Here is a 23,411-nt window from a genome sequence, read left to right on the forward strand (position 1 = left end):
ACGATGGTGTGTCAGACGACATTAATGTAGCTGATAAACCATCGTCGGAACGCCGCCCGGAGCAAGCTCGCTCCTACAAGAGCTCCATATATCCGCCAAGAGATCGCTTAACCGTGCATCTGTCCAAACCGTCCTGAGTGAAAGTCAGCAAAGGCCTGATGAATCTCTTGCTCGCTGTTCATCACGAACGGGCCATGGCCGACGATCGGTTCGTCGATGGGCTCGCCGCTGAGCAACAACACCACGGCATCGCTGTTGGCCTCCAGGCTGATCTGATGGCCATCGCGCTCGAACAATGCCAACTGCCCTTCGCGCACCGGCTCCAGACCGTTGACCTGAACCGTGCCGCGCAGCACCACCAGGGCAGTGTTACGGCCTTCATGCAGGTCCAGTGTCAGCAACTTCCCACCCGCGAGGCGCAGGTCCCAGACGTCAATCGGGGTGAAGGTGCGCGCCGGGCCGGTGTGGCCGTCGAACTCACCGGCGATCAGGCGCAGGCTGCCGGCGTTGTCCTCGAGCGCAATGCTCGGGATGTCGCCATCGAGAATCGTCTGGTAACCGGCATCAGCCATTTTGTCCTTGGCCGGCAGGTTGACCCACAACTGCACCATTTCCAGGGTACCGCCACTTTTGGCGAACCCTTCGGAATGGAACTCCTCATGGATGATCCCCGAGGCGGCCGTCATCCATTGCACGTCGCCCGGCCCGATCTTGCCGCCGCTGCCGGTGGAATCCCGGTGCTCCAGTTCACCCTTGTAAACGATGGTCACGGTTTCGAAACCGCGATGGGGATGCTGACCCACGCCGCGCCGTTCGGTGGTCGGGGTGAATTCGGTGGGGCCGGCGTGATCGAGCAGCAAAAACGGGCTGATGTGCCTGGCCAGGTTGTCGTAGGAAAACAGGGTGCGAACCGGGAAACCGTCGCCGACCCAATGGGGCCGTGGGCTGGTGTAGATACCGATGATGCTTTTCATGGTGCCTCCGAAATAGGACCCAGCTTAAAAGCGAACCCATTGCCGCACTAGACGGCAAAAATCAGTTATAGCGTTCTATCTGGGGAACGATGATGGAACATCCACCCCCCCTGTAGCAGCTGGCGCAGCCTGCGTTCGGCTGCGCAGCAGTCGTCAAACCACACAATGCGGTGTATCAGGAAAACCGCGTGCTCAGGATTTACGACTGCTTCGCAGCCGAACGCAGGCTGCGCCAGCTGCTACAGGTCGGGGTCGTCAGGTCGGATTGAGACAGGAGGGGCTGGCGGAGTTTTTATTTCGGACATAATATCGACCAGGATTACAACCATAATATCCGCTCCCCTCCGAGGACACCCGCATGCAAAGCCCCTCCCGTGAAGCCACCCTCGCCCAATGGATCGCTCAGGAACAGGCCATGCGCGCCCGACTTGCCGGGCCGGGCAGTTTGTCGATGGCCGAGGTCAGCGCCCTGTCGCCCGCCGAGTTCTTCGACGGCATCGGCAACGGTGAACTGCCCTCGCCGCCCATTGGTGCGCTGATGGATTTCATTCCCATCGAATGGTCGGCCGGGCTGTTCATCTTCCAGGGCACACCGGATTCGCGTCATTACAATCCGCTGGGCAGCGTTCACGGCGGTTACGCGGCGACGCTGCTGGATTCGTGCATGGGTTGCGCGATTCATACACAGCTGAAAAAGGGCCAGGGATACACAACGCTGGATTTGCGTATCAGCTACGTTCGCGCGTTGACCGGCGCCAGTGGACCGGTGCGGGCCGAAGGGAAGATCGTGCATTTGGGACGCTCAACGGCGTTGGCCGAGGGGCGCATTTATGACGTGGATGGGCGGTTGTATGCGACGGGGTCGACGACCTGCATGATTCTTGAGGCTCGGGGGTAAGACTCTGGACCGAGTCGTGGCCATCGCGAGCAGGCTCGCTCCCACACTAGATTTGTGTGCATTACAGATCCCCTGTCTCCCAATGGACTTGTGTGCATTACAGATCCCCTGTCTCCCAATGGATTTGTGTGCACCACAGATCCCTGTGGGAGCGAGCCTGCTCGCGATGGCGTCAGACCAAACACCACCAATCCCACTGCCACCCCGCGATTCGTGACTTGCGGTAAACATTGCTTTGCCCCACCAGCGGTTTTTCTCACGGATGCAGGCGCGGATACTCGTGCCCATTCCCACTGCAAGCCCTGGAGTCATCAATGTCTATTCCTGCATTCGGTCTCGGTACGTTTCGCCTGCAAGGCCAGGTGGTCATCGATTCGGTGAGCACCGGCCTGGAGCTGGGTTACCGGGCGATCGATACCGCGCAAATCTACGAGAACGAAGCCGAGGTCGGCGAGGCCATCGCGGCCAGCGGCATCGCCCGTGAAGAACTGTTCATCACCAGCAAAATCTGGGTCGCCAACTTCGCCAAGGACCGCCTGATCGACAGCCTCAGGGAGAGTCTGCGCAAACTGCAGACTGATTACCTGGACCTGACCCTGATCCACTGGCCCTCTCCGGAAGATCAGGTCCCGGTGGCAGAATTCATGGGCGCCCTGCTCGAAGCCAAGCGCCTGGGCCTGACCCGGCAGATCGGCGTGTCCAACTTCACCGTCGACCTGATGAAGCAAGCCATCGCCGCCGTCGGTGCCGAGAACATCGCCACCAACCAGATCGAACTGCACCCGTACCTGCAAAACCGCAAAGTGGTCGAGTTCGCACAGAGCCAGGGCATCCGGATCACCTCCTACATGACGCTGGCCTACGGCGAAGTGCTGAAAGACCCGGTGATCCAGCAAATCGCCAACCGCCTGCAATCGACACCCGCGCAGGTCACCCTGGCCTGGGCCATGCAATCGGGTTACGCGGTGATCCCCTCGTCGACCAAGCGGGCCAACCTCGCCAGCAACCTCAAGGCCTGCGCCATGACCCTGAGCGATGCCGATATGGCACTGATCGCAACGCTCGAACGCGGCCACCGGCTGACCAGCCCCAAAGGCATCGCCCCGCACTGGGACTGAGTTTCATCCCTGCGCAAGGCTTTGATCCAGGCGTGCCATGGCGTGCTGCAAGTGATCGACCGCTTCGTCGATCAGCGCCGGGCAGCCCTCGCTGCAGGCTTTTTCAAGCTGCTCGCAGCACCCTATAAGCTTGAGCGCCCGGACCATCCGCGCACCGCCCTTGATGCGGTGCGCCAGGTCTTGCAGGCTCTGGCGGTCGGCAATGACATGTGCCGCGATCAGTTGCTGGCGATCTTCCCGGTTGGTCACGGCCAGGTCGTGCAGCAACTCATTGATCAGCGTCCGGTCCTCGCCCACGTATTGCTCCAGCCCGCTCAAGTCGATCTCGGATGTCGAAGGCTTTTCAACCGCCCTCGCCGTCTCACCCGCAAATTTCGAGGCCAGCCATTCGCTCAGATCCGCCAGGCGGATGGGTTTGAACAGGCAATCGTCCATGCCGGCTTCGAGGCAGCGGATTTTTTCCTCGGGCTGGGCGTTGGCGGTAAACCCCAGGATCAACGTCGGCGTCGCGCCATGAAAGCGCTCGGCATCCCGGATCGCCCCCGCCAGCTCATACCCACTGACCCGAGGCATGTTGCAGTCGGTGATGACCAGATCGCACACCTGCTCGCGCCACCGCGCCAACCCGCTTTCGCCATCTTCGGCCTCAAGCACGCGATGCCCCAGATAACTCAACTGTCGGGACAGCAACAAGCGATTGCCGGGATAATCGTCGACCACCAGAATCGTCAGCGGCCGAGTCGGCCGTTGCCGCTCACCGTCCTCGTGCGCAATCAATGGCAACGGTTGCAACGCCAGCAAATCCAGGCTGATTTCAATCTGCGTCCCCCGCCCCAGGACGCTGTCGAGATGCAACCGGCCACCCATCATTTCGCACAGCGTGCGGCTGATCACCAGCCCCAGGCCGGATCCGTGACGACCGGATTGCGGGTTGTTGTCGGCTTGCACAAACGGGCTGAACAGCCGCTGCCGATCCAGCTCGCTGATGCCGATGCCGCTGTCGGCAATGTGCACGCTGACCAGCAGATGCCCGGACAATCCGGGCGTAACCCGCAGCGTCAGGCTGACCTCGCCTTCACGGGTGAACTTGATGGCGTTGCTCAACAGGTTGGACAACACCTGCTTGAACCGGGTGGGGTCGATCAACACGTCACGGTCGCTGAGTTCGTCGAATTCGATGCGCCATTGCAGGTGTTTTTGCCGGGCCAGGCCTTCGAAAATACGACCCACCGACTCGACCAGCACCCGCAAATTCGCGCGCTCCGGTGCCAGGGTCAATTGGCCAGACTCGATGCGCGCGATGTCGAGAATGTCGCCGATCAACGCCAGCAATTGCTGCCCGGCGTTGGACGCGACCTCGATCGCAGATCGGTCGGTAACGCCCTCGTCGGCGCGCTTGAGCGCCAGTTCGAGCATGCCGAGCAGCGCGTTCATCGGCGTGCGGATCTCATGGCTCATGGTCGCCAGAAAGGTCGTCTTCGCGCGGTTGGCATCGTCGGCGGCGTCCTTGGCCTCCTGCAATTGCCCGAGCCACTGCTGGCGCTGGCGAATCTGCCGACGCTGCCAGGCAATCCAGCTCAACGCGAGCAACAGCAAGACCGCCGCCGCGGCGAATCCCTGGAGAATGCCCTGGCGATGACGCAGCCAATAACTGTCCTCCACCACCACGTCATTGCTCCAGCGCGCCACCAGTTCATCCATCTCCTGGGGCGAGATGCTGAGCAAGGCCTTGTTCAAAATCGAGTGCAATTCCAGCGCGCCACGGTCGGTGGCCAGCGTGATACGCGCCGGTTCATCGCCCACGGTACTGGTGATGCGCAGGCGGTCGCGATAATGCCGGGCGATCAGGTAATGCGTCATGAACAACGAGCTGAGCGCAGCATCCGCCTGCCCTTTCATCACCCATTCCAGGCCCTCCCCGAGGCTGTCCACCTCCACCATTTGCACCTGCGGCGCCCGCGTTTGAATGAAGTCGCGCATCGGATGACTGTGGTAAATCGCCAGGCGTTTGCCGGCCAGGTCTTCCAGCGTCCTCGGGCTACCGGGGGTGTTGGCACTCACTAGCACAAACGGATTGCTCAGGTAGGCGCGGGTGAAGCGCAGGTGCTCTTCGTCTTCGGCACTGGGAATGATCGCCGGCAACACATCGATCGCGCCGGTCTTGAGACGCTGCTTCTGCTGCTCAAGGGAACTGCCCCGTTGCACCTCGAAACTCAAACCGCTGCGCTGGCTGATCAGGTTCAGCAACTGCGCAGTCAGCCCGCTGAATTTGCCTTGGGCATCATAGAAACTCAGGGGCGCAAAGTTCTCGACGGCGCCGACAATCACCTTCGGATGACGATCCAGCCAGCGCTGTTCACTGGCGCTGAGGCTCACCCGTTGCTGGCCCGCCATCGTCGCCCGGCCGGCACTCCAGCGCTGTTCGATGGCCAGGCGTTGATCCATCGGAATCGCCGCCAGGGCCTTGTCGACCATGCGTTTGAGGCGCGGATTGCCCGAGGCCAGGGCAAAGCCGAACGGGTTGGCGTCCAGCCCCGATGGCCCGACAAGGTGCACGTTATTAAGGTAGTTGTTGTTGATCAGGTAATTGGCGCTAATGAGGTCGCCGAGGTACACGTCATCCTGCCCGAACGCCACCGCGCCTAGGGCTTCCAGCGTAGAGGCGTAGCGCTGCAGGCTGGCTTCGGGGTAGTAGCTCTGGACGGTCTGCGCCGGCAGATAGTCGTCGACCATGGCGATGCGCTTCCCCGCCAGGTCGGCCGGCATCTGTTCGTCCAGGCGAGTGACCAGCATCGGCTGATCCTCGGCGTAGGCACTGGACCGGCTCAGCCCGGGGTCGGCCGCCTCAAAGTTGTTGGAGGTGCCCAGCAGGTCGATCTCTCCCTGCTTGAGCGCGGCCATCACCGCATCGCGGGTGCGGTAGCGCAGCACCTCGACCTTGACGTGCAGCAGCTCCGCCACCAGCGCGGCATAGTCGGCGGTGATGCCTTCGAGTTCATCGTGATTGCGCGCAATCTCGAACGGCGGATAGTCCGGCCCTGATACCCCGAGGCGTAACACCCGCTTGCCCCGCAGCCATTGCCAGTCCTGTTCATCCAGCGGGACTTGATAGCCCTCCGCCGAAGAGCGCCCCAGTAACTGCAACGACTGGGGTTCGTCAGCGCACGCAACCGATGTCCCCAGCATCAACAATAGCCATAACGCCCAGAAACGGTTGTGCATGGTCAGGCCCACTCAAATCAGATGATTGCGCCTGGCGAAATCCCGCAGGTGCACGGAGGAAACCACGTTGAGCTTTTCGATCAATCGGGTCTTGTAGGTACTGACGGTCTTGTGGCTCAGGTGCATGGCCTCGCCGATGGCTTTGTTACTGATGCCCCGGGCCAGGTATTGAAAGATCATCAGTTCGCGGTCTGACAGCGTGTCGATCATCTGCTTTTCGCTGCGTTGCAAGGTGTTGAGTGACACCGACGTCGACGGCAGCTGCGCGAAATAGCTATAACCGGCCATGACCGCGTGCACGGCTTTGTGCAAATGCTCCAGGTCGTTGGTCTTGGACACGAACGCCGCTGCGCCGGCACGCATGCAACGGTCCTGATAAAACATCGCTTCCTGTGACGTGAAGACCAGCACACGACACGCCTCGCCACTGGCCCGGATCCGCGACAGCACATCGAGACCGTCGAGCGAGGGCATGTTCAGGTCCAGCACCACCAGATCGGGTCTCTGTTCACGGACAATCGGCATCACCTCGCTGCCGCTCGATGTCTCGAAAATCTGTTTAAAACCCTCCAGCTTCAGCAAGATCTTGACCGCCGCGCGAACCACCGGGTGATCGTCCGCAATCAACGCCGACTTCATGACTACTCCCCGTGCAAAGGCACGACAATCAGGCAATAAAATGCCTGCGGGCCAGGCCCGGGTTGGACACAGCACTTGCGCTGGAACTGTTGCATGAAAATCCGCCAGCCACTACCTGACAGAAATGACAGTGCCGACGAACGGTAGACGCGGGTCAATCTTCGTCATTCGCTGCTGGAGGGAGGCCAGGTCGGGCAACTGCGCATGATTCACTCGTACCGTCTGCTGGACGGACGCGGGGATTGATCGTAATCGAGCCTGCTGGCCGTTGTAGATCAACGTGTGGCGCACCTGGCGGTTGTCGCGAAAGAAATCGAGCAAGTCCAGCGCCCCTTTCCCCATCGTGCCATTGATGACCACCAGGTCGAAGGGCTCGCTGCCGTATTCGATCAGGGTCAACAGCTCTTCCAGAGAATGTGCCGGCGCTATGCGGTAGTAGCCGAGCTGATTGAACAGGCGCTCAATCTTCATGCGGTAAAAATGCTGCTCGTCGGCGATCAGGATACGCAACGCTTTGTTCGTCAACGTGGGCCCCCAGCTGGGTGTCGGATTCGTGAGGGCGCAAGGCTACGGAAGAGCCCGCTGGCTTTATGTAGGACTTTTCCTAAATAACCTGAGGACTCGTCCAGCAAGCGATCATTCCCACGCTCAGCGTGGAAACAATCGCACGCCCTGCTTATTGCCAGCCAAACCGGCGGATGTAGAACCCCTTCACCGCCTGGGTCAGTGCCATGTACGCCAGCAAAATCACCGGCAAGAACACAAAGTACAGCGACGGCAATGCTTGCAATTTGAAGTAGTGCGCCAGCGGCCCCATCGGCAGGAAAATCCCGACGGCCATGATGATCCCGGTCATCACCATCAGCGGCATGGCCGCGCGGCTTTGCAGGAACGGGATCTTCGGCGTGCGGATCATGTGCACGATCAACGTCTGGGTCAGCAACCCGACCACGAACCAGCCAGACTGGAACAGGGTCTGGTGGTCCGGGGTGTTGGCGTCGAACACGTACCACATCAGGGCGAACGTGGTGATGTCGAAGATCGAGCTGATCGGCCCGAAGAACAGCATGAAGCGCCCGACATCCGCCGGCTGCCAGCGCTGCGGTTTGCTCAGCATTTCCTCATCGACGTTATCGAACGGGATGGCGATCTGGGAAATGTCGTAGAGCAGGTTCTGCACCAGCAGGTGCATCGGCAGCATCGGCAGGAACGGAATAAACGCACTGGCCACCAGCACCGAGAACACGTTGCCGAAGTTCGAGCTGGCGGTCATCTTGATGTACTTGAGCATGTTGGCGAAGGTCCGCCGACCTTCGAGCACGCCCTCCTCCAGCACCATCAGGCTTTTTTCCAGGAGGATGATGTCCGCCGCCTCTTTGGCGATGTCCACCGCACTGTCTACCGAAATACCGATGTCGGCAGTACGCAGCGCCGGGGCGTCGTTGATGCCGTCGCCCATGAAACCGACCACATGGCCATTGCCTTTGAGCAGCCGAACGATCCGTTCCTTGTGCGACGGGGTCAGTTTGGCGAAGACGTTGGTGGACTCGACCGCCACGGCCAATTCGGCGTCGGTCATGCGTTCGACGTCATTGCCCATCAACAAGCCTTGCTGCTCCAGGCCGACTTCACGGCAGATCTTGGCGGTCACCAGTTCGTTGTCGCCGGTCAGCACTTTCACCGCCACGCCATGTGCGGCCAGGGCCTTCAGGGCTGGCGCGGTGCTTTCCTTGGGCGGGTCGAGGAACGCCACGTAACCGATCAGCGTCAGCCCTTGTTCATCCGCCAGGCTGTAAGTGCCGCTGCCTTCGATCATCGACCGCGCAGCGACCGCCACCACACGCAGGCCTTCGGCATTGAAGGCGGCCGTGACCTGGCGAATCCGCGCCAGCAGTTCATCGCTCAGTGCTTCATCGAGCTCGCCGTGCCGCACCCGCGTGCACACCGACAACACTTCTTCCACCGCACCCTTGCAGATCAACAGGTGTGGCTGGTCACGCTCGGCCACCACCACCGACATCCGCCGACGAGTGAAGTCGAACGGAATCTCGTCGACCTTGCGAAACGCCGTGCCGACTTTCAGTTCACGATGGACTTCCACGTGTTCCAGCACGGCGACGTCCAGCAGGTTTTTCAGCCCGGTCTGGTAGTAGCTGTTGAGGTAGGCCATTTCCAGCACATCGTCGGAGTCGTTGCCCCAGACATCGACGTTGCGCGCCAGGAAAATCCTGTCCTGGGTCAGGGTCCCGGTCTTGTCGGTGCACAGCACGTCCATGGCGCCGAAGTTCTGGATCGCATCGAGGCGTTTGACGATGACTTTTTTGCGCGACAGAAACACCGCGCCTTTGGCCAGGGTCGAGGTGACGATCATCGGCAGCATTTCCGGGGTCAGGCCCACGGCAATCGACAGTGCGAACAGCAGCGCTTCGGTCCAGTCACCCTTGGTAAAACCGTTGATGAACAGCACCAGCGGCGCCATGACGAACATGAAGCGGATCAGCAACCAGCTGACTTTGTTGACCCCGGTCTGGAACGAGGTCGGTGCACGATCGGTGGCGCCGACCCGCTGCGCCAGCGCGCCGAAATAAGTGCTGTTGCCGGTGGTGAGAATCACCGCCATCGCCGTACCGGACACCACGTTGGTGCCCATGAACAGAATGTTGTCCAGGTCCAGCGGGTTGCTGGTGTCGCTGTCCTGCTGACGTGGAAATTTTTCCACGGGCATCGATTCACCGGTCATCGCCGCCTGGCTGACGAACAGGTCCTTGGCGCTGAGCACCCGGCAATCGGCGGGGATCATGTCACCGGCCGAGAGCACGATCAGGTCACCGGGCACCAGTTGCTTGATTGGCAGTTCGAGGCGATTTTCATCGCGACGCAACACCGTGGCGGTGTTGCTCACCATCGCCTTGAGCGCGTCGGCGGCCTGGTTGGATTTGGTTTCCTGCCAGAACCGCAGCAAGGTCGAGAGCACTACCATCGAAAAAATCACGATGGCGGCTTTCATGTCCTCGGTCAGCCAGGAAATCACCGCGAGCAGCGTCAGCAGCAGGTTGAACGGGTTTTTGTAGCAGTGCCACAGGTGAATCCACCAGGGCAGCGGTTGTTCGTGTTCGACTTCGTTGAGGCCGAATTGCTCGCGCAGTGCGTCGGCTTCGAGCTCGCTCAGGCCGTCGGTGTGGCTGTTTAGGTTTTCCAGCAACTGGCCGGTGTCACTGTTGGCGGCGCCCACCAACGTTTGCGCCAGGGTGGGCGGTACTTCACGGCTGACCGTGGTGTCGGTGAAGTTTTCCAGCAGCGCCAAACGACGGAAGTGCCGGGCGATGTGGCGGGTGCGCAGGAATCCGGCAAAGAATTCCTTGAGCAGGTTCAGGTTCATGGCAGCTCCCCCAGGGTCAGCCGGGAAACCGTCGAGCAGGCGTGTCGATACGCCGCGATGACGACAGAAAGTCGAACATCACGCACGGTTCAGCGTCGATGAGAGGACGTCGGGATTCGGGCCAGGACTGGCTCTGATCAGGAGGCCGCTGCTCGCTATCAGGCGAGACAACGGCACAAAAAAAGTGGCGCGTTATCTTGCCGGGAAGGTGCCGGTTATCGAAACCGGCCGACTACTGTCACTCGAACAAGTACCCACTGTGGGTCTCCGCTATTGATGAAAACGCGCGAAGCTTACGCCCCGATTTGTGAAGAGTAAACGAAGGATCGGGCGGGCGCGGGGGAATGTCCGGGTTCTTCAGGAAGGGTTCAGGAATGTGGATTTTTGGTGCCTTTAAGGGCCCCATCGCCGGCAAGCCGGTCTCGCTCCCACAGGAGACCGTCAGTGAACACAAATTTTGTGTCGGGCGAAGATCAACTGTGGGAGCGAGCCTGCTCGCGATGACGGCTTCAAGACCGCCGAAGATTCAACTGGCGGTAGCCAACAACAAATCCACCACCGACCGACCATGCCCACGGCTTTTGCCATGGTCATACAACGACCCGGCAATCTCATCCGCCCGGATCGGCAGGATCGACAGCAGCGTATCGCTCAAGCCATGGCTGGCCTGGCAGAAGCCCTGCATGTAGATGCCGGCCTTGCAGCGCTCGTCGGTGATCAGTTTGTAGTTGCGATCCACCTCGAAATCACCCAGGTATTGCTCCAGCGGCGCCAGCAGTTTGCGGTGCATCTGGCGTTCGTAACCGGTGGCCAGCACCACGGCGTCGTAATGACGGACCGTGACTTCACCGGTGGCGTTGTTGCGCACCACCAGTTCAATCCCGCGCTCGGTGGCGGTGGCTTTTTCGATAGTGGTCAAGGTACGGAACGCATGGCGCGCAATGCCCGAGACTTTCTGGCGGTAGAAGATGCCGTAGATGCGTTCGATCAGGTCGATGTCCACCACCGAATAGTTGGTGTTGTGGTACTCGTTGACCAGGCGCTCGCGCTCGCTGCTGTGCTGGTTAAACACCAAATCGGTGAACTCCGGCGAAAACACTTCGTTGACGAAGGGGCTGTCGTCCGCCGGCTTCAGCGCCGAACCGCGCAGGATCATGTCCACCTGCACCGACGGGAAGCTGTCGTTCAGATCGATGAAGGCTTCCGCCGCGCTCTGCCCGCCGCCGATGATCGCGATGCTCATCGGCTGGTTATTCACGCACGGCTGCGTGGCCATTTTCGACAGGTATTGCGAATGATGGAACACGCGCGCGTCATCCTTCAGCGCCTTGAACGCCTGCGGGATACGCGGCGTGCCGCCCGCGCTGACCACCACCGAACGGGTGGTGCGCACATGCTGGTGTCCGGTGGCATCCCGGGAAATCACCCGCAGCGCTTCGACCTGCTGGTTGTGCAGCACCGGCTCGATGGTCAGCACTTCTTCGCCGTAGCGGCTCTGCGCGTCAAATTGCCCGGCGACCCAGCGCAGGTAGTCGTTGTACTCCATGCGGCACGGATAAAAGGTGCCCAGGTTGATGAAGTCCACCAGACGCCCGTGGGCCTTGAGGTAATTGACGAACGAGTAAGGGCTGGTCGGGTTGCGCAGGGTCACCAGGTCCTTGAGGAAAGAGATTTGCAACTCGCTCTGGGTCACCAGGGTGTTGCCGTGCCAGCGGTAGTCCGCCTGCTTGTCGAGAAACAGCACATCCAGCTCGCCCTGGCTCGGCCCGCGTTCTTGCAGAGCGATGGCCAGCGCCAGGTTCGAAGGGCCGAAACCGACGCCGATCAGGTCGTGAACGATGGGCGATGCAATTGCCTGTGTCATTTCCAGTGTCCTCTGGATGAACCCCCAACAGCGGGGAGGAAGCCTGAATGACCTGACCGGCCTTTAGCAGGACAGCAGATCGTCTGTTGGTATGGAACGAGGACAATGAAACAAAATTTAATACTGTTTTTTACGAAGCCGGAAGGATCAATGGGCGTCCCATTGCAGCATCCGCACCCGGCAATGCTTCATCGCGTTGACGATGTGTTTCTCCACCAGCGCCTTGGAAATACCCAGGCGCTCGGCGATTTCCGGGTGCGACAGGCCATCGATCTTGCGCAGCAGAAAACTCTCGCGGCACAGCCGGGGCAACTCCGCCAACGCACGCTGGAGCATGTCCAGGCGTTGGCCATGATCAAGACTCTGATGGGGCGACGGGGTGAAATAGCGCTCTTCGCTGTCGAGCACTTCCAGCGATTCGGCCTGACGCAGGGCATTGCGCCGATGGTCGTCGATCACCAGATTGAGCGCGGTGCGATAAAGAAATGCCCGGGGCTGTTCGATCGGCGTGTCGCTGGAACGCTCCAGCACCCGCAGGTAAGCGTCATGCACCACATCTTCGGCCACCTGACGGTTGCCTAGCTTGGCGTTCAAAAAACACACCAGCTCGCGATAGTAGTTTTCCAACATGACTCCCGGCCGCACGGGTGCGGCGTCCATCCTTGAGCCACCGTGACAACCGCCGAAAATAGGCAGTGGCACGATAGTGGCAATTCGAGGTGCGTAATTTATAGTAATTCTCATATAGATTTAAAGTGTTGCTTTGTCTTGCCCGATAAATAGTCGAGAAACGCTGCCTATAGCTTGCGAACGTGGCTTCTGTGGCGAGGGGATTTATCCCCGTTCGGCTGCGCAGCAGTCGTAATCGCGATTTAATTTTGAAATGCAGGGGGCCGCTTCGCAGCCCATCGGGGATAAATCCCCTCACCACAAAAGCCCTCGCTACATGACCCGATTCCACACCTGGATCGCGTCGCTGCTAAATTCCCCGCCACTTTCCTCGTCTTACAGGACAGCTCCCCGTCCCTGAATGACGGGCCGATTTCCATTGGCCGGAACCCTGCATGAAACGTCCCCGTCAGACCCGACGCGCCCTGCTTGCAGCACTTTGCCTGATCCCCGTTATTGCCGTCGCCGCCTGGCAGATCATCCCGCCCGGCCGGGACAGGTTCGCCACCGTTCAGGTCAGCCGGGGCGACATCGAAAGCAGCGTCACGGCGCTGGGCACCTTGCAACCGCGACGTTACGTCGACGTCGGTGCCCAGGCGTCCGGACAGATTCTCAAGATCCACGCGGAAGTCGGCGACGTGGTCAAGGAAGGCCAGCTGCTGGTGGAAATTGACCCGTCCACCCAACAGGCCAAGCTCGACGCCGGGCGGTTCTCCATCGAAAACCTGAAAGCGCAGCTAGAGGAACAACGGGCGCAACACGAACTGGCCCGGCAGAAATTCCAGCGCCAACAGCATCTCAAGGCCGGCGGCGCCACCCGCGAAGAAGACGTGCAGACTGCCCAGGCGGAACTGCGCGCCACCCAGGCCCGCATCGACATGTTCCAGGCGCAGATCCGCCAGGCCCAGGCCAGCCTGCGCAGCGATCAGGCCGAGCTGGGTTACACGCGGATCTACGCCCCCATGAGCGGAACGGTCGTGGCCCTCGATGCCCGCGAAGGCCAGACCCTCAACGCCCAGCAACAAACGCCGCTGATTTTGCGCATCGCCAATTTGTCGCCCATGACCGTCTGGGCCGAGGTGTCGGAGGCCGACATCGGTCACGTCAAACCCGGCATGACGGCCTGGTTCACCACCCTCAGCGGCGGCAACCGGCGCTGGAGCAGCACCGTGCGGCAGATCCTGCCTGTGCCGCCCAAGCCGCTGGACCAGACCAGCCAGGGCGGCGGCAGCCCGGCCAGTTCGAGCAAAAGCGGCAGCGCCCGCGTGGTGCTGTACACCGTGCTGCTCGACGTCGACAACGCCGATAACGCACTGATGGCGGAAATGACCACCCAGGTTTTTTTCGTTGCCGACCAGGCGAAAAACGTACTCACGGCGCCCATCGCCGCGCTGCAAGGCGGCACGCAACCGAACAGCCAGATCGCCCAGGTCATCGCCAAAAACGGCAGCGTCGAGCAACGCGACGTGCGCACCGGCATCAGTGACCGGCTGCGGGTGCAGGTGCTCGATGGCTTGCAGGAAGGCGAACACCTGTTGATCGGCCCGGCTGACGGGAGTGGCGGTTGAATGCTGACGCCCCTGATCGACCTGCGGGACATCCGTAAAGTCTACGGCGGTGGCGACGCCCCGGAAGTTCACGTGTTGCGCGGCATCGACCTGTCGATTCATGCCGGGGAGTTCGTGGCGATTGTCGGCGCGTCCGGTTCCGGCAAGTCGACGCTGATGAACATCCTCGGTTGCCTCGACCGCCCGACCTCGGGCGAATACCGTTTCGCCGGGGAAAACGTCGCCGGGCTGGACAGCGACGAACTGGCCTGGCTGCGCCGCGAAGCGTTCGGCTTCGTGTTCCAGGGCTATCACCTGATCCCCTCCGGCTCGGCCCAGGAAAACGTCGAGATGCCGGCCATCTACGCCGGCCTGCCCGCCGCCGAGCGCCACGCCCGCGCCGCCACCCTGCTCGACCGCCTCGGCCTGGCCTCACGCACCGGCAACCGCCCGCACCAACTGTCCGGCGGCCAGCAACAACGGGTGTCCATCGCGCGCGCCTTGATGAACGGCGGCCACATCATTCTCGCCGACGAACCCACCGGCGCCCTCGACAGCCACAGCGGCGCCGAGGTCATGACCCTGCTCGATGAACTGGCGAGCCAGGGCCACGTGGTGATCCTCATCACCCACGACCGCGAAGTGGCGGCGCGGGCCAAGCGCATCATCGAAATCCGCGACGGGCTGATCATCAGCGACAGCGCGAAAGACCAACCCGAAGTCCAAGCATCGTCCAATCCCGGCGCCCTGCAAGCGGTAGACCTGCGAAAGCGCCTTACCGAAGGCGCCGAAGCCACCGGCGCCTGGAAAGGCGAATTACTGGACGCCGTGCAAGCCGCCTGGCGAGTGATGTGGATCAACCGCTTTCGCACCGCACTGACGCTGCTCGGGATCATCATCGGCGTGGCGTCGGTGGTGGTGATGCTCGCCGTTGGCGAAGGCAGCAAGCGCCAGGTCATGGCGCAGATGGGCGCGTTCGGCTCCAACATCATTTACCTCAGCGGCTCGGCCCCGAACCCGCGAACAGCGCCGGGCATTGTCACCCTGGACGACGTCGCGGCGGTGGCGAGCCTGCCCCAGGTGATGCGGATCATGCCGGTCAACGGCCAGGAAGCCGGGGTGCGCTTCGGCAACCTCGACCACTTGAGTTACGTCGGCGGCAACGACACCAACTTCCCGGCAATCTTCCACTGGCCCGTGGTCGAAGGCAGCTACTTCACCGAGGCCGACGAGCAGAACGCGGCGGCGGTCGCGGTGATCGGCCACAAGGTGCGCACCCAATTGCTCAAGGACGTCGCCAACCCCATCGGCCACTACATCCTGATCGAAAACGTGCCGTTCCAGGTGGTGGGCGTGCTCGCGGAAAAAGGCGCCAGCTCCGGCGACTCCGACAGCGACAACCGCATCGCCATCCCGTATTCGGCGGCCAGCGTGCGGCTGTTCGGCACGCACAATCCCGAATACGTCGCCATCGCGGCGGCCGATGCACGCAAGGTCAAGGAAGCCGAAACAGCCATCGAGCAGTTGATGCTGCGCCTGCACAACGGCAAGAAGGATTTCGAACTGACCAACAACGCCGCGATGATCCAGGCCGAAGCCCGCACGCAAAATACCCTGTCGCTGATGCTGGGCTCGATTGCCGCGATTTCGTTGCTGGTCGGCGGGATCGGCGTGATGAACATCATGCTCATGACCGTGCGCGAGCGCACCCGCGAGATTGGCATCCGCATGGCCACCGGCGCCCGACAGCGCGACATCCTGCGGCAGTTCTTGACCGAAGCGGTGATGCTCTCGGTGGTCGGTGGACTTGCCGGGATTGCCCTGGCGCTGATCGTCGGTGGCGTGCTGATCCTCAGTGAAGTCGCCGTCGCCTTTTCCTTGATCGCGGTGCTTGGCGCCTTCGGATGCGCCCTGGTCACCGGCGTTGTCTTCGGCTTCATGCCGGCCCGCAAAGCTGCCCGGCTCGACCCGGTCACGGCCCTCACCAGTGAATGATCTCTCCATGAAGCCGCCACTGAGTTTGCTGACCCTCTGCCTGTTGCTCGGCGCTTGCGGCAGTCCCGCCCAGCGCCCGGACAGCGGCCTCCAACCGCCCGCCTCCTGGCAATCGCCGCACACCGAAAACGCCACCCGCAGCAACGCGCAGTGGTGGACGCAATTCGGCAGCCCGCAGCTGGATCAACTGATCGAACAGGCGCGGGTCGGCAGTTACGACCTCGCCGCCGCCATCGCGCGGGTGCGTCAGGCCCGGGCGGAAACGGTTGTCGCCGGCGGTTCGCAGTTGCCGGAAGTGACGGCCGCGGCGAATGCCAACCGCCAGAAGCTGCTGCGCGGCAACGGTTACAGCCAACTGGATGCCGACACCAGCAATAAGGCTGTGGATTACTTCGACGCCAACCTCAGCGCCAGTTACGAGATCGATTTCTGGGGCGGCCAACGGGCGTCCCGTGACAGCGCGCAGTTCGGTCTGCAGGCCAGCGAATTCGATCAGGCCACGGTGGAATTGACGCTGCTCAGCGGCGTGGCCAACAGCTACGCGCAAACCCTGTCGTTGCTGGAGCAACGGCGCATTGCCGAGTTGAACCTGGCCAACGCGCAGAACGTGTTGAAGCTGGTGCAGACCCGGTTCGATTCAGGCTCGGCGACGGCACTGGAATTGGCGCAGCAGAAAAGCCTGGTGGCCGCGCAACAACGGCAATTGCCGCTGGTGCAGCAACAGGCCGAAGAGGCGAAGATCAGTCTCGCCGCCCTGCTCGGTCGACCGGTTCAGGCTTTGGCCGTCGGGCAGGAACACTTTGATCAATTGTCATGGCCAACCATTGCCGTCGGCGTGCCCAGTGATCTGCTCCGCCGCCGTCCGGACATCGCCCGCGCCGAAGCGCAATTGGCGGCGGCGCAAGCCGATGTCACTGTCGCCCGCGCCGCCATGTTGCCGAAGGTGACCCTGAGCGCGGAAATCGGCTCCGGTGCCGACCGCGCCGCCGACCTGATGCGCAGCCCGTTTTACAACCTCACCGCCGGGCTGCTGGCGCCGGTGTTCAACAACGGTCGCCTGGGGGCCGAGCGGGACAAGGCCACGGCGCGGCAGGAGGAATTGCTGGAGGCGTATCGCGGCGCGATCATCAACGGCTTCGCCGATGTCGAGAAAGCGCTCAACAGCATTCGCGGGCTGGATGAACAGCGGCAATGGCAAGGTGAAGAGCTGAACCAGGCGCAGACCGCGTTCGACATTGCGCAAAGTCGCTACCAGGCCGGGGCCGAGGATTTGCTGACGGTACTGGAAACGCAGCGCACGTTGTATGCGGCGCAGGATTTGAATGTGCAGCTGCGGTTGTCGCGGTTGCAGGCGAGTGTTGCGTTGTACAAGGCGCTGGGGGGTGGGTGGCAGGCGCTGTAATCGCGGCGCCTGTCAGGCCGTCATCGCCGGCAAGCCGGTCTCACTCCTACAGGGTTATGCGCCATGCCCAAATCATGCGGCACACATAGAACCTGTGGGAGTGAGACCGGCTTGCCGGCGATGAACGATAACGCGGTGTCCCTGCTTAACTCGTCATCGGCTTGGCCTTTAAATGCCGCGCATACCACGGCCGTTGCGGCACTTTGCGGAACAGATCCGCCAGTTTCTTCTCGTCATCGCCGAAGGTAATCCGCAGCGCCAGCTTCATGGTTTCCGGGTCCATCTCAACCGACTTGCCGCGCTGCAATCCCGGCGTCGTGTTGCAACCATGCGTGCCCGGCCCGAGCCACGGGTCATCGACTTCGACCCAACGCCCCGGCGCAAACCACGCCACACCGTTGACCTCCAGCCGGCTGACCTGCCCCGGATGAAAGCGCTCGTGGGCACGAAACCAGTCTTCCAGACGGTCATCGATCCAGCCATGAAAATGCCAGAACACCGGATTCACATGCGAAGAAAACGGGTCGCCAAGAAAGTCGTTTTCCGGCGCAAACCAGCGGGCGGAAAAATCCGCCGGATCCCGGGCGAAGGGCACCGGGTGACCGTTTGACGGGTCACGCGGCACCGACGCCCAACGCATGTGCAGCCAGTCGTGCAGCCCCAGCTCCACTTCCGAACCGAACTGCCCCAAGGTCAGCTTCGACAGGTAACGCGGGTCGCGATACTGCGACTCCCAGACCTGGAAGTTGCTGTGATAGGTCTCGGCCGTCTTGATGTCGCTGACCCATTGCGAATATTCAGCATCGTCATCGGCCAGCCAGGTGGGTGGCAGCGACGTGCCGTCGTGGTTGTCGAAATACCGCGCGAACCCGACACGGTCGCGGGCCAGTTCCGGCTGGGGCAACGGAAAGTGCGGCCATGACGGCAAGTCCTGCATCGAGCGCGCCGTACCGAGCATGTGCCGGTGCATGAAGAAAAAATCCACGCCCGAACCATTGCGATCCTTGCGCGCGCCCCGGGCATCACGCTCCTTGTCACGCGGGCCGGGCTGCCAGCCGATGCCGCGCAAGGCCTCGCGTTTGTCTTCGGGCAGCGTGTGCCATTTGTCTCGCGAGGCATGCCAGAGCTGGTGAAACAGCCGATGCTCGGGGGACACCAGCCAGGCCAACAGCGTCGGGTTGAGCCCTGTGCGCTCGCGGGCCTCGGGGAACACGCGCTTGACGGCAATGAAACGATTGTCCTGCGCGGTCAGCATCAGCGGACGGTCCAGGTTCAATACGCGACCGCTGAGCGTGCCGCTGCCGGCGTTGCCGAAACCGGCCCAGACTTCATCCAGCGTCATGCTGAATTCGTAATCGGGCCGGTCGTCAGCGCCGAGCAGGCGCCAGCTCAACTGCGCCGGCCCGGCGCCGGTCAGGTCACCGAGCACCCGGTAACGGGGCGCCTCATCCGAACGCAAGCGGTCAGCGGTGTCGAGGAAGCCGCCCACACCACGCCCCTTGTGGCCGATGTCGAGAAACACTTCCAGGCCATCCCCTGGCAAGCCTTCAATACCGGCATCACGGCCTTCGAAACGTATCTGCCAGACACCGCGCAGCGTGTTCGCCAAGTGCTGACCGGCGACATCCGCGACATCGAACGAGGCCTCGCCGGGGGTGATCGTCGGGTCCGGTTTCGCCCATTCGCGATGCCCATAAAAAACCGCAGGCACCGCAGCGCCCGTCAGCGCCAGGCCTGCCATGAACCCTCGTCGAGAAATCGTCATTGCCCTACCTGTGTCAGCCATGAAGCAGGCTTTATCCAAGCTAGAACGTTTGCCCCCTTCATAAATTTAACTCGGTCAATGTGGGAGCGAGCCTGCTCGCGATGAGGTCGGCACAAACACTAAATTTCTCACTGAACCACTCGTTCCTCCCAGATAGCAAAGCCCCCGCAGCAACCCGACTGAGACGGCAATGACAAAACCACGTTCGAAAAAGGCGCTTTACCTCGGCCTGCCGCTGGCGCTGGCGATCAGCGCCAGTACCGGCTTTGCGGTCTGGGACCATTGGTTCAAGGACAACCCCGGCTACCCGGTCAAGGTGCTGAAACAGGCCGATGCGCTGCAAGAGCGAATCCTGTCCTTCGACAGCCACGTCACCGTCCCGCTCGATTTCGGCACCGCCGGCAATGAAGCCGACAAGGACGGCAGCGGGCAATTCGACCTGGTCAAGACCGGACGCGGGCGCTTGTCCGGCGCGGCCCTGACCATTTTCGGCTGGCCGGAAATCTGGAACGGCGCCAACGCCCCGCACCGCCCCACCGCCGGTTTCGTCGACGAAGCCCGGTTCGAGCAGGAAACCCGCTACAAAATCATCAGCGCCCTGGTTCGTGACTTCCCCAACCAAGTGGCCATTGCCTACACCCCCGACGACTTCCGCCGCCTGCACGGCGAAGGCAAGTTCGCGGTGTTCATGAGCATGCTCAACGCCTACCCGCTGGGCAACGACCTGAACGCCCTCGACAAATGGGCGGCCCGTGGCATGCGCATGTTCGGTTTCAGTTACGTGGGCAACAACGCCTGGGCAGACTCCTCCCGCCCCCTGCCCTTTTTCAACGATTCCCGCGATGCCCTCGGTGGTCTGTCAGACATCGGCAAACAAGCCGTGCACCGCCTGAATGACCTGGGAGTGATCATCGATGTCTCGCAGATGTCGACCCAGGCCCTGGAGCAAGTCGCGCAATTGAGCCGCACGCCGATGGTGGCCTCCCACTCCGCACCGCGTGCGCTGGTGGACATCCCGCGCAACCTCAGCGATCAGGAAATGCAGCTGATCAAAAACAGCGGCGGCGTGGTGCAGATTGTCGGTTTCCCGACGTACATCCGCCCGCTGAGCCAGGCCACCCGCGACAAACTCAATGCACTGCGTGCGCGCTTCGACCTGCAACCGTTGCAGGGCCTGGAAATGGCGCTGATGCCGGGCGACCCGATTATCACGGTCTGGTCCGAGCAACGTTTCGGCGAGTACGCCAGCCAGCTCTACGCGATTGTCGACGAAGAGCCTAAAGCCACTCTCAAGGACTACGGCGACGCCATCGATTATGCGGTGAAGAAAATCGGCATCGACCACGTCGGCATCAGTTCCGACTTCAACGACGGCGGCGGCCTCGATGGCTGGAAAGATGTCAGCGAGGCGCGCAACGTGACCGCCGAGCTGATCAGTCGCGGCTACAGCGACGCCGACATCGCCAAGCTCTGGGGCGGCAATTTCCTGCGGGTCTGGGACCAGGTGCAGAAATCTTCCAGACCCGTGGCGAAAAACTGATCCCCATTTTGTAGAAGCGAACCCTGCTCATGACCAATCGTCGTTCATTTCTCAAGCAGGCAGGGCTCCTCGCAGCCGGCCTGCCCCTGGGTGCTGCGGTCAATCTGCCGGCGCTGGCCGCCACGCCGGCGCCGCTGCCCAAGGACAAATGGGCGCAACTGCGCCTGCTGTTCAATCAGGACCCGGACTACCTGCACTTCGCCAACTTCCTGGTGACGTCTCACCCTAAACCGGTGCGTGACGCCATCGAGATGCACCGCGCCAACCTCGACCGAAATCCCGGCCGGGCCATGGACTGGGATTTGGGGGAAACCGAAAAGCGCGAACAGGCGGTGCGTATCTGGGCCGGTCGCTACCTCAAGGCCCAGCCCGAGCAGATCGCCCTCACCGGCAGCACCACCGAAGGCCTGTCACTGATTTACGGCGGTATCCATGTGCGCCCGGACCAGGAAATTCTCACCAGCGAGCACGAACACTACGCCACCAATTACACGCTGGATTACCGGCAGCAGAAGGACGGGGTCAAGGTCCGCAAGCTCAGGCTGTTCGAGAACAGCCGCGACCTGTCGGTCGATGAGGTGCTTGGTTCGATTGCCAAGGGCATTCGCCCGAACACCCGCGTCCTGGGCATGACCTGGGTGCACTCCGGCAGCGGCGTAAAACTGCCGATCGGCGAAATCGGCAAACTGGTGGAAGAGCAGAACCGCAACCGTGACGACAAGGATCGCATCCTGTACGTGGTCGACGGTGTGCACGGGTTCGGCGTCGAAGACCTCGACTTCCCGGACATGCACTGCGATTTCTTCATTGCCGGCACCCACAAATGGATGTTCGGCCCGCGCGGTACCGGGATCATTTGCGCCCGCTCTGCCGAGCTCAAGGACGTCACGCCGACGATTCCGACGTTCTCCGAAGCCACCAGTTTCTCGACCATCATGACCCCCGGCGGCTATCACAGCTTCGAACATCGCTGGGCGCTGGACGAGGCCTTCAAGCTGCACCTGGAACTGGGCAAGGCCGAGGTGCAGTCGCGCATTCACGCGCTCAATACCTATGCGAAAAACCGCCTGCTGGAGCACCCGCAGATCGAACTGGTCACGCCCCGGAGCACGGCGTTGTCGGCGGGGTTCACCTTCTTCCGGATCAAGGATCGCGACTGCGAAAAGATTGCGGCCCAGTTGATGGAAAACCGCGTGGTCTGCGACTCGGTGGAGCGCGACGTCGGCCCGGTGATCCGCATTGCACCCGGGTTGCTCAACACTGAAGACCATATCGACCGTTTCATGGCCGTGCTAACCAAAACCGCCTGATAACACAGCCCCCCTGTGGCGAGGGAGCTCGCTCCCGCTGGACTGCGCAGCAGTCCCTCTTTTTGGGGCCGCTTCGCAGCCCAGCGGGAGCAAGCTCCCTCGCCACAGGGGGCTGTGTTGCGTGCGCCCCACCGATTTCTGTATTCGAGATAACCCATGAACCGAGCCCTGTTGACCCTCGCCCTGACCGCCCTCATGGCCGGCACCGCACACGCCGCCACCACCCCGCAACCCGGCAAAGTATTCAAGGACTGCCGCGATTGCCCGGAAATGGTCGTACTGCCCGCCGGCACCTTCACCATGGGCACGCCGGACGATGAAGTCGGGCGCGAACCCGATGAAGGCCCGATGCACGAGGTGACCTTCGCCCGGCCGTTCGCCATGAGCCGCTTCCAGGTCACCGCCGGTGAATGGGACAGCTACGTGCGCGAGAGTGGCGTGACCATCGCCAATGGCGACACCCGGCCGGGTCGGGAGTGCGTTGCCAGTAAACCGCGTTATCCACAGACGCCGCGCCAGCCGGCGGTGTGCATGAACTTCGACGACGTGAAAAACTACGTCGCCTGGCTGTCGAAAAAGACCGGGCAGCACTACCACATGGTCAGCGAGGCCCAGCGTGAATACGCCGCACGTGGCGGCAGCAAAGGGCCGTTTCCGTTCCCGTTCGATGAAGGCAAGGGATACAGCATCGCCCGGCACGCCAACACCTACGGCCCGGCGGACGGCTACAGCTACAGCTCGCCGGTGGGCAGCTATCCGCCCAACGCGTTCGGGATGTACGACATGCATGGCAATGTTTATGAATGGGTCGAAGACTGCGAACACCCGGACTACGTTGGTGCGCCCACCGATGGCAGCGCGTGGATTGAACCCCACTGCGAAGCCGTGCGGATTCGCGGCAACGACTGGGGCGAAGCGCCGGTGTTCTCCCGCTCGGGCAATCGCAACAGCCAGTACCCGCAAGAGCGTGGCGACTGGATGGGCTTTCGCGTAGTACGCGACCTCTAACCCGGACCCAATCCCCTGTAGGAGCGAGCCTGCTCGCGATGGTGTGTCAGTCACATTGATCTCGACTGACACACCATCGCG

At 61.9% G+C, this 23,411-nt stretch carries 16 protein-coding genes; 8 read left to right on the forward strand and 8 right to left on the reverse strand.

Annotated elements, in window-relative coordinates; translation table 11 throughout:
- Window positions 1-107: 107 nt before the first annotated feature.
- A complete protein-coding gene (locus tag EJA72_RS03930) occupies window positions 108-974 on the reverse strand; it encodes a pirin family protein (protein WP_157710231.1) in 867 nt (288 codons plus the stop codon).
- Window positions 975-1,332: 358 nt separating this feature from the next.
- Here EJA72_RS03930 and EJA72_RS03935 point away from each other — a divergent pair, with 358 nt between their 5' ends.
- Together EJA72_RS03935 and dkgB are read left to right on the forward strand one after the other, a co-directional pair.
- A complete protein-coding gene (locus tag EJA72_RS03935; RefSeq protein ID WP_157710232.1) occupies window positions 1,333-1,872 on the forward strand; it encodes a PaaI family thioesterase in 540 nt (179 codons plus the stop codon).
- A 314-nt stretch (window positions 1,873-2,186) separates the two neighbouring features.
- Complete coding sequence (dkgB, locus tag EJA72_RS03940; protein WP_157710233.1) at window positions 2,187-2,990, forward strand: 2,5-didehydrogluconate reductase DkgB; 804 nt, start codon at window positions 2,187-2,189, stop codon at window positions 2,988-2,990.
- A gap of 3 nt (window positions 2,991-2,993) precedes the next feature.
- On the opposite strand, the gene EJA72_RS03945 is transcribed toward dkgB, so the two are convergent.
- From EJA72_RS03945 to EJA72_RS03970, 6 genes are all read right to left on the reverse strand, one after another.
- Window positions 2,994-6,212, reverse strand: coding sequence for a transporter substrate-binding domain-containing protein (locus EJA72_RS03945; protein ID WP_157710234.1), 3,219 nt, complete (start codon window positions 6,210-6,212; stop codon window positions 2,994-2,996).
- Between the two features lie 12 nt (window positions 6,213-6,224).
- The gene (locus EJA72_RS03950) at window positions 6,225-6,851 is read right to left on the reverse strand and encodes a response regulator transcription factor (protein WP_157710235.1); all 627 of its coding nucleotides are present in this window, start codon (window positions 6,849-6,851) and stop codon (window positions 6,225-6,227) included.
- Between the two features lie 111 nt (window positions 6,852-6,962).
- On the reverse strand, window positions 6,963-7,376 hold the full coding sequence (locus EJA72_RS03955; protein ID WP_157710236.1) for a response regulator: 414 nt from the start codon (window positions 7,374-7,376) through the stop codon (window positions 6,963-6,965).
- A 151-nt stretch (window positions 7,377-7,527) separates the two neighbouring features.
- Window positions 7,528-10,230: a magnesium-translocating P-type ATPase gene (gene mgtA, locus EJA72_RS03960; protein WP_157710237.1), complete on the reverse strand. Its 2,703-nt coding sequence runs from the start codon at window positions 10,228-10,230 to the stop codon at window positions 7,528-7,530.
- A gap of 526 nt (window positions 10,231-10,756) precedes the next feature.
- Window positions 10,757-12,094, reverse strand: coding sequence for a lysine N(6)-hydroxylase/L-ornithine N(5)-oxygenase family protein (locus EJA72_RS03965; RefSeq protein WP_157710238.1), 1,338 nt, complete (start codon window positions 12,092-12,094; stop codon window positions 10,757-10,759).
- Between the two features lie 147 nt (window positions 12,095-12,241).
- The gene (locus EJA72_RS03970) at window positions 12,242-12,724 is read right to left on the reverse strand and encodes a sigma-70 family RNA polymerase sigma factor (protein WP_157710246.1); all 483 of its coding nucleotides are present in this window, start codon (window positions 12,722-12,724) and stop codon (window positions 12,242-12,244) included.
- Window positions 12,725-13,158: 434 nt separating this feature from the next.
- On the opposite strand from EJA72_RS03970, the gene EJA72_RS03975 reads away from it, so the two are divergent.
- The 3 genes from EJA72_RS03975 to EJA72_RS03985 are packed head-to-tail and all read left to right on the forward strand — an operon-like array spanning window position 13,159 to window position 17,707.
- A complete protein-coding gene (locus EJA72_RS03975) occupies window positions 13,159-14,331 on the forward strand; it encodes an efflux RND transporter periplasmic adaptor subunit (protein WP_157710239.1) in 1,173 nt (390 codons plus the stop codon).
- Entirely contained in the window at window positions 14,332-16,305 is a 1,974-nt protein-coding gene (locus EJA72_RS03980) for a MacB family efflux pump subunit (RefSeq protein ID WP_157710240.1), read from the forward strand.
- Window positions 16,306-16,312: 7 nt separating this feature from the next.
- Window positions 16,313-17,707: an efflux transporter outer membrane subunit gene (locus tag EJA72_RS03985; RefSeq protein WP_157710241.1), complete on the forward strand. Its 1,395-nt coding sequence runs from the start codon at window positions 16,313-16,315 to the stop codon at window positions 17,705-17,707.
- A gap of 145 nt (window positions 17,708-17,852) precedes the next feature.
- Here EJA72_RS03985 and EJA72_RS03990 read toward each other — a convergent pair whose 3' ends face one another.
- On the reverse strand, window positions 17,853-19,472 hold the full coding sequence (locus EJA72_RS03990) for a PvdJ/PvdD/PvdP-like protein (protein ID WP_157710242.1): 1,620 nt from the start codon (window positions 19,470-19,472) through the stop codon (window positions 17,853-17,855).
- A 190-nt stretch (window positions 19,473-19,662) separates the two neighbouring features.
- On the opposite strand from EJA72_RS03990, the gene pvdM reads away from it, so the two are divergent.
- The 3 genes from pvdM (at window position 19,663) to EJA72_RS04005 (ending at window position 23,330) form a co-directional block, all read left to right on the forward strand.
- Window positions 19,663-21,012, forward strand: a complete 1,350-nt coding sequence (gene pvdM / locus EJA72_RS03995) for a pyoverdine-tailoring dipeptidase-like protein PvdM (RefSeq protein WP_157710243.1) — start codon at window positions 19,663-19,665, stop codon at window positions 21,010-21,012.
- Between the two features lie 29 nt (window positions 21,013-21,041).
- Window positions 21,042-22,322 (forward strand): aminotransferase class V-fold PLP-dependent enzyme, encoded by a 1,281-nt coding sequence (locus EJA72_RS04000; protein ID WP_157710244.1) that lies wholly within the window; start codon window positions 21,042-21,044, stop codon window positions 22,320-22,322.
- A 156-nt stretch (window positions 22,323-22,478) separates the two neighbouring features.
- Entirely contained in the window at window positions 22,479-23,330 is an 852-nt protein-coding gene (locus EJA72_RS04005) for a formylglycine-generating enzyme family protein (protein ID WP_157710245.1), read from the forward strand.
- Window positions 23,331-23,411 lie beyond the last annotated feature (81 nt).

This window comes from Pseudomonas sp. PB120, from assembly GCF_009761815.1.
GTDB lineage: Bacteria > Pseudomonadota > Gammaproteobacteria > Pseudomonadales > Pseudomonadaceae > Aquipseudomonas.